Source organism: uncultured Thermomonas sp. (assembly GCF_937872235.1).
In the GTDB taxonomy this organism is placed as follows: domain Bacteria; phylum Pseudomonadota; class Gammaproteobacteria; order Xanthomonadales; family Xanthomonadaceae; genus Thermomonas; species Thermomonas beijingensis.
The window spans coordinates 1-15,000 of sequence record NZ_CALMPC010000097.1; the positions used below are offsets into that span (position 1 = coordinate 1).

Sequence of the window (15,000 nt, forward strand, 5' to 3'; positions counted from 1 at the left end):
GATCGTACCCACGTTCACGTGGGGCTTGGTGCGTTCGAACTTACCCTTTGCCATGTTGATAACTCCAGAAAATTAGTTTGAAAAGTGGTGAGCCTGAGTGCGGGCGGCGTCTCATCTGCGCCCGCAACCAGAACCTGTATTACGCTTTCTTCATGACCGATTCGGCGATGTTGGTCGGCGCTTCTTCGTAATGGTCAAATTCCATCGAGAAGGTGGCGCGGCCTTGCGACATCGAACGCAGCGAAGTGGCGTAGCCGAACATTTCACCCAACGGGATCATCGCATTGATGATCTTGCCGGACGGACTGTCATCCTGACCTTGCAGCACGCCGCGACGACGGCTGACGTCGCCCATCACGTCACCCAGATAATCTTCCGGGCTGACGATTTCGACCTTCATCACCGGCTCCAGCAACACCGGGCTGGCCTTGCGGAAACCTTCCTTGAACGCCATCGACGCGGCCAACTTGAACGCCATTTCCGACGAGTCGACATCATGGTAGGAACCGAACACCAACTTGACCTTCACACCCACCACCGGATAGCCGGCCAGCGGGCCGCTGGTGATGGTTTCGCGCATACCCTTTTCAACTGCGGGGATGAATTCCTTCGGAATCACGCCGCCGGTGATGTCGTTGATGAACAGGAAATCGTTCTTGACATCCGGGTTCGCCCTGTCTTCCGCCGTCATCGGTGACAACTCGATCACCACGTGACCGTACTGCCCCTTACCACCCGACTGCTTGGCGTGCTTGTAGTCGCTCTTCACATCCGACTTGCGGATGGTTTCGCGGTAGGCCACCTGCGGCTTGCCGACATTGGCCTCGACGTTGAACTCGCGCTTCATGCGATCAACGATGATGTCCAGATGCAGCTCACCCATGCCGGCGATGATGGTCTGCCCGGATTCTTCGTCGGTACGCACGCGGAACGATGGATCCTCCTGCGCCAAACGGCTCAGGGCATTGCCCATCTTTTCCTGGTCGGACTTGGTCTTCGGCTCGACCGCCATCGAAATCACCGGTTCCGGGAAGGTCATGCGCTCCAGCACGATCGGTGCATCCAGCGAGCACAGGGTGTCACCGGTGGTGACATCCTTCAGACCCACGGCAGCGGCGATGTCACCGGCCAGCACTTCCTTGATTTCTTCGCGGTTGTTGGAATGCATCTGCAGCAGACGTCCGATGCGCTCTTTCTTGCCCTTGACCGAGTTCAACACCTGGTCACCCGCATTGAGCATGCCCGAATAGACGCGGAAGAAGGTCAGCGAACCCACGAACGGGTCGGTCATGATCTTGAACGCCAGCGCCGAGAACGGGGCCTTGTCGCTGGACTCACGCGTCATTTCGACGGTTTCGTCATCCACGTCCACACCCTTGATGGCGGGCACGTCAACCGGCGACGGCAGCAGGTTGATCACGCCGTCCAGCATGGCCTGCACGCCCTTGTTCTTGAACGCGGTACCGCAGAACATCGGCACGATTTCGGTCTTCAGGGTGCGCTGGCGCAAACCTTCGACGATTTCGGCTTCGGTCAATTCCCCCTCATTGAGGTACTTGTCCATCAGTTCTTCGGTGGCTTCGGCGGCAGACTCCACCATGAATGCACGCTCTTCATCCGCCTTCGCTTGCAGCTCGGCCGGAATGTCGCGGTATTCGAAGTTCAACCCCTGCGATGCGGTATCCCAATGGATGGCCTTCATCTTCAGCAGATCAATCACGCCTTCGAAGCCATCTTCGGCACCGATCGGCACCTGCATCGGAACCGCGACAGCACCCAGACGCGCCTTCAGCTGGTCGCGCACCTTGTAGAAGTTGGCACCGGTGCGATCCATCTTGTTGACAAACGCGATGCGCGGCACGTGGTACTTGTTGGCCTGGCGCCACACGGTTTCCGACTGCGGCTGCACGCCACCGACCGCGCACAGCACGAACACTGCACCATCGAGCACGCGCAAGCTGCGCTCCACTTCGATGGTGAAGTCCACGTGGCCGGGGGTGTCGATGATGTTGAAGCGGTGTTCCGGCAAGGACTTGTCCATGCCTTTCCAGAACGCGGTGGTAGCAGCAGACTGGATCGTGATACCACGCTCCTGCTCCTGCTCCATCCAGTCCATGGTGGCGGCACCGTCGTGCACTTCACCGATCTTGTGGCTCTTGCCGGTGTAGAACAGGATGCGCTCGGACGTGGTGGTCTTGCCAGCATCAATGTGCGCCATGATGCCGAAATTGCGGTAACGCTCGATGGGAGTGGAACGGGCCACGGGGAGCCTCTCAATAAATTCGGATTTCGGAATGGCCGAATGCCGCCTGTCGGCGGCCTTCGGAGTGGTGCGCCCCGGATGGGGTCGTGTGGCGGCACAACATCAAGTGCGCCGCCACTGGCCCCGCAGGGCCGTCAAACTCACCAGCGGTAGTGTGCAAACGCCTTGTTGGCGTCAGCCATGCGGTGGGTTTCTTCACGCTTCTTGATGGCGCCACCGCGATTTTCGGAGGCGTCCAGCAACTCGCCAGCCAACTTGCGCGGCATCGAGTTTTCACCGCGCTTGCGGGCCGATTCGATCAGCCAGCGCATGGCCAGCGCCATACGACGCGAGGAGCGCACTTCCACCGGCACTTGATAGGTGGCACCGCCGACGCGGCGCGACTTCACTTCGACCGATGGCGACACATTACCCAGTGCTTTTTCGACCAGCTCCAGCGGGTTGGCATTCTTTTCGCCAATCACTTCCATCGCGCCATACACGATTTTCTCGGCAATCGACTTCTTGCCGCTCTGCATGACCATGTTGATGAAGCGGGCGATGGTTTCGCTTCCGTGCTTCGGATCCGGCAGCACCGAACGCTGCGGGGTATTACCTTTACGCGACATATGCTTATTCTCGTAGGGCGGACTTGAGCCGCCGTTTTCTGCGATGGCGGGTCAAAACCCGGCCGACATTACTTCTTCGGACGCTTGGCGCCGTACTTGGAGCGCGCCTGCTTACGCTTGGCGACACCTGCGGCATCCAACGAACCGCGCACGGTGTGGTAACGCACACCCGGCAGATCCTTGACGCGGCCGCCGCGGATCAGCACCACGCTGTGCTCTTGCAGATTGTGGCCTTCGCCGCCGATGTACGAGATGACCTCGTAACCATTGGTCAGGCGCACCTTGGCCACCTTGCGCAGCGCCGAGTTCGGCTTCTTCGGGGTGGTGGTGTAAACACGGGTGCACACGCCACGGCGCTGCGGGCAGTTAGCCAGCGCAGGCGATGTGCTCTTGTAGGTTTCCGGGCTGCGCGGCTTGCGCACCAGCTGGTTGATCGTTGCCATTTCGGGGCTCAGTAGGTGGGCCGAAGCCCATTTGAAAACGAAAGCCGACCGGATCAGACGCAATCCAGTCGACAAGACGAAAAAGTATAGCCCGCGTCCGACTCTTCAGCCACACGCCGCCATACCGAAAAGTCACGCCGCCCGCACTGCGAGCAACCATGACTTATCTGCGATCCCGCCTATCCGTAGGCCCAATACGAGGCGCGTCCTGCGACCTCATTTGGTGATCTGGATGGCTTACGCCATCGAAAACCCGCGTATTGTAGACAAGTGCTTGCTGTAATGCAAGCACTTGTGTTTGCCGCACCTGCCTGACGCTGCCGTCAAGCAGATCCAGTGCCACATTACTCTACGGAAGTGCCTTCTGCCGCTGCCGGCTCACCCGCCAAGGTCGCCATTTCTGCTTCGGTCAAGCCAGACGCTCTCTTGCGACGCTGGCTGTGATAAGCCAAACCGGTGCCCGCCGGAATCAAGCGACCAACGATCACGTTTTCCTTCAAGCCGCGCAAGGTATCGCGGGTGCCGCGTACGGCCGCCTCGGTCAATACGCGGGTGGTTTCCTGGAACGATGCCGAGGAAATGAAGGATTCGGTGGCCAGCGAGGCCTTGGTGATCCCCAGCAACACCGGATCCACCTTGACCAGAATTTCGTTGTTGCGGGCCAGGCGTTGGTTTTCCTCGATCGCACGCTGGCGCTCGACTTGCTCGCCATTGAGGTACTTGGAATCCCCCTGATCCACCACTTCGACCTTGCGCAGCATCTGGCGAATGATCACTTCGATGTGCTTGTCGTTGATCTTCACGCCTTGCAGGCGATACACGTCCTGGATTTCCTTCACCAAGTACGCCGCCAGCTCCTCGACGCCCTTCAGGCGCAGGATGTCCTGCGGGCTGGGCTCGCCGTCCACCACGGTTTCGCCTTTCTCCACGTGCTCGCCTTCGAACACGATGATCTGGCGATACTTCGGAATCAGCTCTTCGTGCTCGGTGCCATCGGCGTTCTTCAAGATCAAACGCTGCTTGCCCTTGGTCTCCTTGCCGAAACTGATCATGCCGGAGATTTCGGCAAGGATCGCCGGATCCTTCGGCTTGCGCGCTTCAAACAAGTCCGCCACGCGTGGCAGACCGCCGGTGATGTCGCGGGTCTTGGAGGCTTCCTGCGGGATCTTGGCGACCACGTCGCCCACACCCACAGCGGCACCGTGCTGCAGGTTCACCACCGAGCGCGGCGGCAGCATGTATTGCGCTGGCAAGTCGGTACCAGGAATGTTCAGATCCTTGCCGTCCTTGTCGACGATACGCACCACCGGACGCAGATCCTTGCCCTGCGAGCCGCGACGCTTGGGATCGGTGATTTCACGCGAAGCCAAACCGGTCAGCTCGTCGGTCTTTTCGATCACGGTGACGCCATCGACGAAGTCAATGAAGCGCACAAAACCGGCCACTTCAGAGACGATCGGGTGGTTATGCGGATCCCAGCGCGACACTTCCTGGCCCGCCTTGACGCTACCACCATCCTGTACCTGCAAGGTGGCACCGTAGGGCAGCTTGTAGCGCTCGCGCTCGCGGCCGTGGTTGTCCAGCACCGAGAGTTCACCGGAGCGCGACACTGCCACCAGGTGGCCATCGGCGTGCTTGACGAACTTCAGGTTGTTGAACTTCACCGAGCCCGTGGTCTTCACCGTCACGTTATCGATCGCCGCCGCACGCGACGCGGCACCACCGATATGGAAGGTACGCATGGTGAGCTGGGTACCCGGCTCACCGATCGACTGCGCTGCCACCACACCCACGGCTTCACCGTGGTTGACCAGATGTCCACGGCCCAGGTCACGACCATAGCAATGCGCGCACACGCCGAAGCTGGCTTCACAGGTAATCGTGCTGCGCACCTTGATCGACTGCACGCCAGCATCTTCCAGCTTGGCGACCCACTGCTCGTCGAGCAGGGTGTTGCGGGTGACGAACGGGTCTTCGTCATTGCCCGGCAGGTACACATCTTCGGCCACCACGCGACCCAGCACGCGATCCTTCAGCGGCTCGACCACGTCGCCGCCTTCCACGATCGGGGTCATGGTCAGGCCAGTCAGGGTACCGCAATCGGAGCTGGTGATCACCACGTCCTGCGCCACATCGACCAGGCGACGGGTCAGGTAACCCGAGTTCGCGGTCTTCAGCGCGGTATCGGCCAAGCCCTTGCGGGCGCCGTGGGTGGAGATGAAGTACTGCTGGACGTTCAGGCCTTCGCGGAAGTTGGAAGTAATCGGGGTCTCGATGATCGAGCCGTCCGGCTTGGCCATCAAGCCGCGCATACCGGCCAGCTGGCGAATCTGCGCCTGCGAACCGCGCGCACCGGAGTCAGCCATGATGTAGATCGAGTTCATCGACTTCTGATCGATGATCTCGCCCTTGGCATTGACCACCTTCTCGGTGCCGATGGTGTCCATCATCGCCTTGGCCACGCGTTCATTGGTGCGCGACCAGATGTCCACCACCTTGTTGTAACGCTCGCCACCGGTGACCAAGCCGCTTTGGTACTGCTGCTGGATTTCCAGCACCTCGGCTTCGGCCTCGTCGAGAATGCCCTTCTTTTCGTTCGGGATGATCATGTCGTCGATGCCGATCGACACGCCGGCGCGGGTGGCGTAGGCGAAACCGGTGTACATCAGCTTGTCGGCGAACACCACCGTGTCCTTCAGACCCAGCATGCGGTAGCAGCTGTTGATCAGGCGGCTGATGTTCTTCTTAGTCAATTCGGTGTTGGCCAGTGCGAACGGCAAGCCTTCCGGCAGGATCTCGCGCAGCAGCGCGCGACCGACGGTGGTGTCGACGATGGAGGTCTTCTGCTCGAAGCTGCCATCCTCGTTCTTCACCTTTTCGCTGATGCGCACCTTGCACTTGGCGTGCAATTGCACCACGCGGTTGTCGTAGGCACGCTTCACTTCGGCGATATTGGCAAACACCATGCCCTCGCCCGCCTTGTTTTCCAGCGCACGGGTCATGTAGTACAAGCCCAACACCACGTCCTGCGACGGCACGATGATCGGCTCGCCGTTGGCCGGCGACAGGATGTTGTTGGACGCCATCATCAGTGCGCGCGCTTCCAGCTGCGCTTCCAGCGACAGCGGCACGTGCACGGCCATCTGGTCACCGTCGAAGTCGGCGTTGAACGCGGTACACACCAGCGGGTGCAACTGGATCGCCTTGCCTTCGATCAGCACCGGCTCGAACGCCTGGATACCCAAACGATGCAGGGTCGGGGCGCGGTTCAGCAGTACCGGATGTTCGCGGATCACCTCTTCGAGGATGTCCCACACTTCCGCTTCTTCACGCTCGACCAGCTTCTTGGCCGCCTTGATGGTGGTGGCGAGGCCACGCACTTGCAGCTTGGCAAAGATGAAGGGCTTGAACAGTTCCAGCGCCATTTTCTTGGGCAGGCCGCACTGGTGCAGCTTGAGGTACGGACCGACCACGATGACCGAGCGACCGGAGTAGTCCACGCGCTTGCCGAGCAGGTTCTGGCGGAAGCGACCCTGCTTGCCCTTGATCATGTCGGCCAAGGATTTCAGCGGACGCTTGTTGGTGCCGGTGATGGCGCGGCCGCGGCGGCCGTTGTCCATCAGCGCGTCCACCGACTCCTGCAGCATACGCTTCTCGTTGCGCACGATGATGTCCGGTGCATTGAGTTCCAGCAGCCGGCGCAAACGGTTGTTGCGGTTGATGACGCGCCGGTACAGATCGTTCAGATCCGAGGTCGCAAAACGACCACCATCCAACGGCACCAGCGGGCGCAGATCCGGCGGCAGCACCGGCAGCACGGTCATCACCATCCACTCGGGACGGTTGCCCGATTCCAGGAACGCCTCAACCAGCTTGATCCGCTTGGTCAGGCGCTTGAGCTTGGTTTCGCTACCGGTGGACGCAATTTCCTCCTTCAGCTGCACCATCTCGCTTTGCAGGTCGATCGTGCGCAGCAGGTCGTACACGGCTTCGGCACCCATCGCGGCGTCGAAATCCTCGCCGTGCTCGGAGCGTGCGGTCATGTACTGTTCTTCGGTCAGCAGCTGACCGCGTTCCATCGGCGTCAAGCCCGGCTCGGTCACCACGAACGCTTCGAAATACAGGATGCGTTCGATGTCACGCAGGGTCATGTCCAGCATCAAGCCAATCCGCGACGGCAGCGACTTGAGGAACCAGATATGCGCAACCGGTGAGGCCAAATCAATGTGGCCCATGCGCTCGCGGCGGACCTTGGCCAAGGTCACTTCGGTGCCGCACTTTTCGCAGACCACGCCGCGGTGCTTCATGCGCTTGTACTTGCCGCACAGGCACTCGTAGTCCTTGATCGGGCCGAAGATGGCCGCGCAGAACAGGCCATCTCGCTCCGGCTTGAAGGTGCGGTAGTTGATCGTTTCCGGCTTTTTGACTTCGCCGTAAGACCACGAACGGATCAAGTCGGGTGAAGCCAGCGCGATCTTGATGGCATCGAAATCCAGCGTCTGGCGCTGCTGGTTGAACAGATTAAGCAAGTCTTTCATTTGAATTCTCCGGATCGAGGGGTATGAACATTCGAACTGGCGCGACCGTGTGGCCGCGCCGTTGCGATACTCAGTTCTCCTCAAGCTCCATATTGATGGCCAGACTGCGGATTTCCTTCACCAACACGTTGAAGGATTCCGGCATGCCGGCGACCATCTCGTATTCACCATCGACGATGTTCTTGTACATCTGGTTACGGCCCTGCACGTCGTCGGACTTCACCGTCAGCATTTCCTGCAGGGTGTAGGCCGCGCCGTAGGCTTCCAGCGCCCAGACTTCCATTTCACCGAAGCGCTGGCCGCCGAACTGCGCCTTGCCGCCCAGCGGCTGCTGGGTGACCAGCGAGTACGGGCCAGTCGAACGCGCATGCATCTTGTCGTCGACCAAGTGATTCAACTTCAGCATGTGCATGTAGCCCACCGTGGTCTGGCGATCAAACGCTTCGCCGGTGCGCCCATCGAACAGCTGGGTCTGGCCGGATTCGGGCAAGTCGGCCAGTTTCAGCATCGCCTTGATTTCGGCTTCGCTGGCACCGTCGAAGACCGGGGTGGCCATCGGCACGCCATCGGTGAGGTTCTTCGCCAGCGCCAGCAATTCGGCATCGCTGAACTGGGTGAGGTCCACGCGCTCCAGGTGGGTCTTGCGGTCGTGGTTGTAGATCTCGTCGAGGAACTTGCGCAGCTCGGCGACCTTGGCCTGCGCGTCCAGCATGCGCTGGATCTTCTGGCCCAAGCCCTTGGCCGCAAGGCCTAGGTGAACTTCGAGCACCTGCCCGATGTTCATACGCGAGGGCACGCCCAGCGGGTTCAACACGATGTCCACGGTCTGGCCATCGGCCATGTAGGGCATGTCCTCGACCGGCACGATCTTCGACACCACACCCTTGTTGCCGTGACGGCCAGCCATCTTGTCACCCGGTTGGATGCGGCGCTTCACAGCCAGGAATACCTTGACCATTTTCAGCACGCCCGGTGCCAAATCGTCACCTTGGGTAATTTTGCTGCGCTTGTCGGTGAACCGCTTATCGAACTCCTGCTGATGTGCTTCGAGCTGCTTGGCAGCACGTTCGATGGCTTCGGCTGCGACTTCATCCTTCATTCGCAGCTGCAACCAATCCGCTTTGCGGATGCCATCCAGCACCAGCGAAGACACGGTGTCGCCCTTCTTCACGCCCGGGCCACCATTGGCTACCTTGCCCAGCAGCTGCTCACGCAGACGGGCATAGATTGCCGCTTCCAAGATGCGGAACTGGTCGTCGAAATCCTTCTTCACGCGACGGATTTCGCTTTCTTCGATCTGGCGTGCGCGCTTGTCTTTTTCGATACCGTCGCGGGTGAACACCTGCACGTCGATGACCACGCCATCCATGCCCGGCGGCACGCGCAACGAGCTGTCCTTCACATCCGAGGCCTTCTCGCCAAAGATCGCGCGCAGCAGTTTTTCTTCCGGGGTCAGCTGGCTCTCGCCCTTCGGCGTGACCTTACCCACCAGAATATCGCCGGCACGCACCTCTGCGCCGATATACACAACACCGGATTCATCCAGTCGGTTCAGCGCGTTTTCGCTGACGTTGGGAATATCGGCAGAGATTTCTTCCGGCCCCAACTTGGTGTCACGCGCTTGCACGGTGAGTTCTTCGATGTGAATCGTGGTGTAACGATCCTCCTCGACCACGCGCTCGGAAAGCAGGATCGAGTCTTCAAAGTTGTAACCATTCCACGGCATGAACGCGATCAACATGTTCTGACCCAGTGCCAGTTCACCGATGTCGGTGGAAGGGCCGTCGGCCAACACGTCACCACGCGCCACCACGTCCCCCACCACCACCAACGGACGCTGGTTGATGCAGGTGTTCTGGTTGGAACGGGTGTATTTGATCAGCGAATAGATATCCACGCCAGCATCGGCTTCACCGGAGATTTCGTTCTCGTTGATCTTGACCACAATACGGCCGGCGTCGATCTGCTCGACCACGCCACCACGCCGCGCGTTCACGGTCACGCCCGAGTCACGCGCCACCGCGCGCTCGATACCGGTGCCGACCAGCGGCTTCTGCGCACGCAAGGTCGGCACCGCCTGCCGCTGCATGTTGGCACCCATCAATGCGCGGTTGGCGTCATCGTGCTCCAGGAACGGCACCAGCGCCGCCGCCACCGACACGGTCTGCATCGGCGACACATCCATGTAGTGGATCTCGCTCGGCGGCTTCAACAGGTTTTCGCCCTGGAAGCGGCAAGCCACGAACTGCGCGGTAATCGTGCCCTTGGCATCGCGCTGCGCATTGGCCTGCGCAATCACGTATTCGTTTTCTTCGATCGCCGACAGGAATTCAATGTCGTCGGTGACGTGGCCATCCACCACCTTGCGGTATGGGGTTTCCAGGAAGCCGTACGAGTTGGTGCGCGCGAACACCGCCAGTGAATTGATCAGGCCGATGTTCGGGCCTTCCGGTGTTTCGATGGTGCACACGCGGCCGTAATGGGTGGGGTGCACGTCGCGCACTTCGAAGCCGGCGCGTTCGCGGGTCAGACCACCCGGGCCGAGCGCCGAGACACGACGCTTGTGGGTCACTTCCGACAACGGATTATTTTGATCCATGAATTGCGACAGCTGCGAGGAGCCGAAGAATTCCTTGATTGCCGCCGCCACTGGCTTGGCATTGATCAAATCCTGCGGCGACAGGCCATCGGCTTCGGCCATCGACAGGCGTTCCTTGACCGCACGCTCCACGCGCACCAAGCCAACACGGAACACGTTCTCCGCCATTTCACCGACCGAACGCACGCGGCGGTTACCCAGATGGTCGATGTCATCCACCACGCCACGGCCGTTGCGGATTTCGCACAGCACCTTCATCACGTCCAGGATGTCGGAACCTTGGCCGCATTCCTTGCGCAGGCGCACGGACTCCTCGTCCTTGCGATCGGCGAAGTACTTGGCGTCGTACAGGATCGAAGCGCCGGTGACTTCCTTGCGGCCCAGGCGGCGGTTGAACTTCATCCGGCCAACACTCGACAGGTCATAGCGCTCGAAGGTGAAGAACAAGTTGTGGAACAGGTTCTGCGCGGCGTCCTTGGTCGGCGGTTCGCCCGGACGCATCATCCGATAGATTTCGACCAACGCATCAAGCTGGGTCTTGGTCGAATCAATCCGCAAAGTGTTGGACAGATACGCGCCACGATCCAGGTCATTGATCCACAACGTGCCTACCGACTGAATGCCAGCCTTGCGCAGCTTTTCCAGGCTGTCGAAGGTGATTTCGTCATTGGCCGTGGCCAGCAACTCACCGGTGGCCGGATCAATCACGTCGTGCGACAGGATACGGCCGGCAATGTAATCGTCCGGCACTGCGAGCGCGGCAATGCCAGCGGCTTCCAGTTGCTTCACATGACGCGCAGTGATGCGTTTGCCGGCTTCCACGATGACCTTGTCACCATCGGCCAGATCAAAGTCCAGGGTTTCGCCACGCAGCCGCTCCGGCACCAGCTCCAGCTGCACGCCTTCGGCTTCGATATGGAACACGTTGATGTCGAAAAACTCGTTCAACATCTCTTCGTTGTTGTAACCCAATGCGCGCAACAGCACCGACACCGGCAACTTGCGGCGGCGGTCGATACGGGTGAACAGCGCGTCTTTCGGATCGAATTCGAAATCCAACCACGAGCCGCGATACGGGATCACGCGGGCCGAGAACAGCAACTTGCCGGAGCTGTGGGTCTTGCCACGATCGTGGTCGAAGAACACGCCGGGCGAACGGTGCAGCTGCGACACAATGACGCGTTCGGTACCGTTGACAATGAAGGTGCCGTTGCCGGTCATGAGCGGAATTTCGCCCATGTAGACTTCCTGCTCCTTCACATACTTGATGGCCTTGGTGGACGACTCACGGTCGTAAATCACCAACCGCACGGTCACCTTCAAGGGTGCGCCGTAGGACAGGCCACGGGTGCGGCACTCACGTTCGTCGAACGCCGGCTCGCCCAAGCGGTAACCCACATATTCCAGTGCAGCGTTGCCGCTGTAGCTGGAAATCGGAAACACCGACTTCAACGCGGCATGCAGGCCACGGTCTTCGCGCTTGGCGGCTTCGGTATTTTCTTGCAGAAACTCGCGATAGGAGTCGACCTGGATGGCGAGCAGGAACGGCACTTCAAGGATCGAGCGGCGCTTGCCGAAGTCCTTGCGGATGCGCTTTTTTTCGGTGAACGAATAGTGTTTGGCGGTAGTCATGGAGCGTGCGCCTCGTCATTGGTGGCCACATGCATGCGGCCAGCGGGGGAATACGGGTTTGCGACAGGAACTGACAGTTGGAAGTTGCTGGTATTGCCGGCACCAGCACGCCTTCTCCCGCTACTTCCGACTGTCAACTCAACTCAAACTGCAGCAGTTCTCTAACAACGGCCAAAGGCCGGGGACTTTCGCCCCCAGCCTTCGGTGGTCGCCAGCAAGTTAGCCAGGCGACGCAAATCAGGATTACTTGACTTCGACGGTCGCGCCGGCGGCTTCAAGATCCTTCTTCATCTTCGCAGCGTCGTCCTTCGACACGCCTTCCTTCACGGTGCCGCCAGCCTCGGTGAGGTCCTTGGCTTCCTTCAGGCCAAGGCCGGTGATCGCGCGCACCGCCTTGATCACTTCAACCTTCTTGTCGCCAGCGGACTTCAGGATGACGTTGAACTCGGTCTGCTCTTCGACAACAGCAGCGGCCGCAGCCGGGCCGGCAGCCATCACCGGAGCCGCAGCGGAAACGCCAAACTTCTCTTCGATGGCCTTCACCAGGTCCATCACTTCCATCAGCGACTTGGCGGCGATCGCATCGACGATTTGCTCGTTGGTCAGGGACATTTCAATTACCTCTGGATATGTTTCGTTTGAATGGGAACGTTGTCAGATCAGTGTGCGAATCAGGCCGGTTCGGCCTGTACCTCGGCGTCTTCCGCCGGGGCTTCGTCGCCACCGCCTTGCAGATCGGCCACGGCCTTGACCGCACGGGCGAACATCGCCGCCGGTTCGGCCAGCACGCGGGCCAGCATGGCCAGTGCCTGATCGCGGGTCGGCAAGGATGCCAACACTTCGACGTGGCTGGCCGGATACTGCTGGCCACCCACAACAACGATCTTCGGTTGCAGCTTGTCGTTGCCCTTGGCAAATTCCTTGATCAGGCGCCCGGCAGCACCGGGTTCCTCGGTCGAGAATGCGTACAGCAGCGGACCCACCATCGAGTCTTTTGCTACTTCATACTCAGTGCCGGACACAGCACGTGCAGCCAGGGTGTTCTTGACAACTTTCAAGAACACGCCGGTTTCACGGGCTTGCTTGCGCATCGCGGTCATCTGCGACACGGTGGTACCGGCATACTCGGCCGCGATCAGGGAGTGTGCCGAAGCGGCGATTTCCGCCACTTCTGCGACAACGTCCTTTTTCTGGGACAGATTGAGAGCCATAGTCACTCCTTCGTTGAACGCCGCCTGCGACTCCAGCCGCGGGCGGTCCTGGGCGATGTCGATCCTTGACATCGGGGATGCGGCGCATCCCGGCGGTGACCATCTGAGAGCTGTCTAAATGAACATTCCAGAAGGGCATCACCATCTACGCAGGCCAGCATCCATGCGGATACCGATTAAGCGAGCCCGCCTTTGGCAACGGCGAATCCATGCCGTGTGAGCATCCTTGCCCGTCGTTGCCACGCGCAGACCGCACCTGCGGTCTTTGACGGCTTCCGCATCGTTTCATGGATGCGGGGCCTTCAAAATTCGGATTGCCTGACCTTCTCCCGCAAGCGGAAGAAGGAAAAGCGATTACTTCAGGCTCAACGAGCTCTGGTCCACGGTCACGCCGGGGCCCATCGTGGAGCTGAGCGAAATCTTCTGCAGGTATTGACCCTTCGACGTTGCCGGCTTGGCCTTCACCAAGTCCACCAACAGCGCCTGCAGGTTGCCCTTCAGCGCATCGTTGTCGAAGTTGGCCTTGCCAATGGTGCAGTGGATGATGCCGGCCTTGTCGGTGCGGTAGCGCACCTGACCTGCCTTGGCATTGCGCACCGCGCCCGCCGCATCCGGCGACACCGTGCCCACCTTCGGATTCGGCATCAAGCCGCGCGGGCCCAGCACCTGGCCCAGCTTGCCCACCACGCGCATTGCGTCCGGGGTCGCGATGACTACGTCGTAATTCAGCTCGCCACCCAGCATGCGCTCGGCCAGATCATCCATGCCCACCACGTCGGCACCTGCGGCCAAGGCTTCGTCAGCCTTCGCGCCAGCCGGGCAGAACACCGCCACGCGCACCGATTTGCCGGTACCGGCCGGCAGCACGGTGGAACCGCGCACCTGCTGGTCGGACTTCTTGGCATCCACGCCAAGACGCACGGCCACGTCGATCGCCTCGACGAACTTGGCCTTGCTGTTGTCTTTCAAAATCTTCAGGGCTTCTTCAATGGCATACGCCTTGCCCGGAACGGTTGCGGCAAGGATCGCCTTCTGTCGCTTGTTCAGTGCCATCGTCTTAGCCCTCTACTACCAGACCCATGGAACGGGCCGAGCCCGCAATCGTGCGCACTGCCGCGTCCAGATCGGCCGCAGTCAAATCCGCTTCCTTCGCCTTGGCGATGCCTTCCAGCTGCGCGCGCGTCACTTTGCCCACCTTGTCGGTGTTCGGACGCTTGGAGCCAGACGTGATCCCCACAGCCTTCTTCAACAGCACCGTAGCTGGCGTGCTTTTGGTAACGAAGGTGAAGGTACGGTCGGAATAGGCGGTGATGATGACCGGTGTCGGCAGACCCGGTTCCAGCTTGGAGGTTGCGGCATTGAACGCCTTGCAGAACTCCATGATGTTCAGGCCGCGTTGACCCAGCGCAGGGCCCACGGGCGGCGAGGGGTTGGCCTGGCCGGCCTTCACCTGCAGCTTGATATAACCTACGACTTTCTTTGCCATGACTCTGTCTCCGGGTGCAAACGCCTGCTTTCAGGCTCCCCATCGGACCGGGAACATCAATGTCTCCGTGGCGCGCGTCCCGGTATCACGCACCACGTTGTCTTTCATGGCGACGGCCGCGCATGGCGGCCGAGGCTTTCCAACCCCTGGAAGGGAGCCGGCTACTGTAACAGGTTTTGACCCGGTAGTGGGGCTTAGGCCTTTTCGACCTGAGCGAACT

10 protein-coding genes (1 of these 10 only partly in view) are annotated in these 15,000 nt (G+C 60.4%); all 10 read right to left on the reverse strand.

Annotated elements, in window-relative coordinates; all coding sequences use genetic code 11:
• Positions 1-139: 139 nt before the first annotated feature.
• Positions 140-2,263: an elongation factor G gene (fusA, locus tag QWB57_RS08640; protein ID WP_223626368.1), complete on the reverse strand. Its 2,124-nt coding sequence runs from the start codon at positions 2,261-2,263 to the stop codon at positions 140-142.
• 140 nt (positions 2,264-2,403) lie between these two features.
• A complete protein-coding gene (gene rpsG / locus QWB57_RS08645) occupies positions 2,404-2,871 on the reverse strand; it encodes a 30S ribosomal protein S7 (RefSeq protein ID WP_223626366.1) in 468 nt (155 codons plus the stop codon).
• 68 nt (positions 2,872-2,939) lie between these two features.
• Complete coding sequence (gene rpsL, locus QWB57_RS08650) at positions 2,940-3,314, reverse strand: 30S ribosomal protein S12 (RefSeq protein WP_223626364.1); 375 nt, start codon at positions 3,312-3,314, stop codon at positions 2,940-2,942.
• A gap of 344 nt (positions 3,315-3,658) precedes the next feature.
• Positions 3,659-7,852: a DNA-directed RNA polymerase subunit beta' gene (gene rpoC, locus QWB57_RS08655; protein WP_223626362.1), complete on the reverse strand. Its 4,194-nt coding sequence runs from the start codon at positions 7,850-7,852 to the stop codon at positions 3,659-3,661.
• Positions 7,853-7,922: 70 nt separating this feature from the next.
• Positions 7,923-12,083 carry a DNA-directed RNA polymerase subunit beta gene (gene rpoB / locus QWB57_RS08660; RefSeq protein WP_288969167.1) on the reverse strand — a complete coding sequence of 1,387 codons (4,161 nt, stop codon included), beginning with the start codon at positions 12,081-12,083 and terminating at the stop codon, positions 7,923-7,925.
• Between the two features lie 243 nt (positions 12,084-12,326).
• Entirely contained in the window at positions 12,327-12,695 is a 369-nt protein-coding gene (gene rplL, locus QWB57_RS08665; RefSeq protein ID WP_223626358.1) for a 50S ribosomal protein L7/L12, read from the reverse strand.
• A gap of 59 nt (positions 12,696-12,754) precedes the next feature.
• Entirely contained in the window at positions 12,755-13,294 is a 540-nt protein-coding gene (rplJ, locus tag QWB57_RS08670; RefSeq protein ID WP_223627723.1) for a 50S ribosomal protein L10, read from the reverse strand.
• 354 nt (positions 13,295-13,648) lie between these two features.
• A complete protein-coding gene (rplA, locus tag QWB57_RS08675) occupies positions 13,649-14,347 on the reverse strand; it encodes a 50S ribosomal protein L1 (protein ID WP_223626356.1) in 699 nt (232 codons plus the stop codon).
• Between the two features lie 4 nt (positions 14,348-14,351).
• The gene (rplK, locus tag QWB57_RS08680; protein WP_223626354.1) at positions 14,352-14,780 is read right to left on the reverse strand and encodes a 50S ribosomal protein L11; all 429 of its coding nucleotides are present in this window, start codon (positions 14,778-14,780) and stop codon (positions 14,352-14,354) included.
• Positions 14,781-14,974: 194 nt separating this feature from the next.
• Positions 14,975-15,000: the final stretch of a transcription termination/antitermination protein NusG gene (gene nusG / locus QWB57_RS08685; protein ID WP_223626352.1), read on the reverse strand. It continues 550 nt past the right edge of the window; the window shows 26 of its 576 coding nt (coding positions 551-576); its start codon lies off the right edge, out of view; its stop codon occupies positions 14,975-14,977.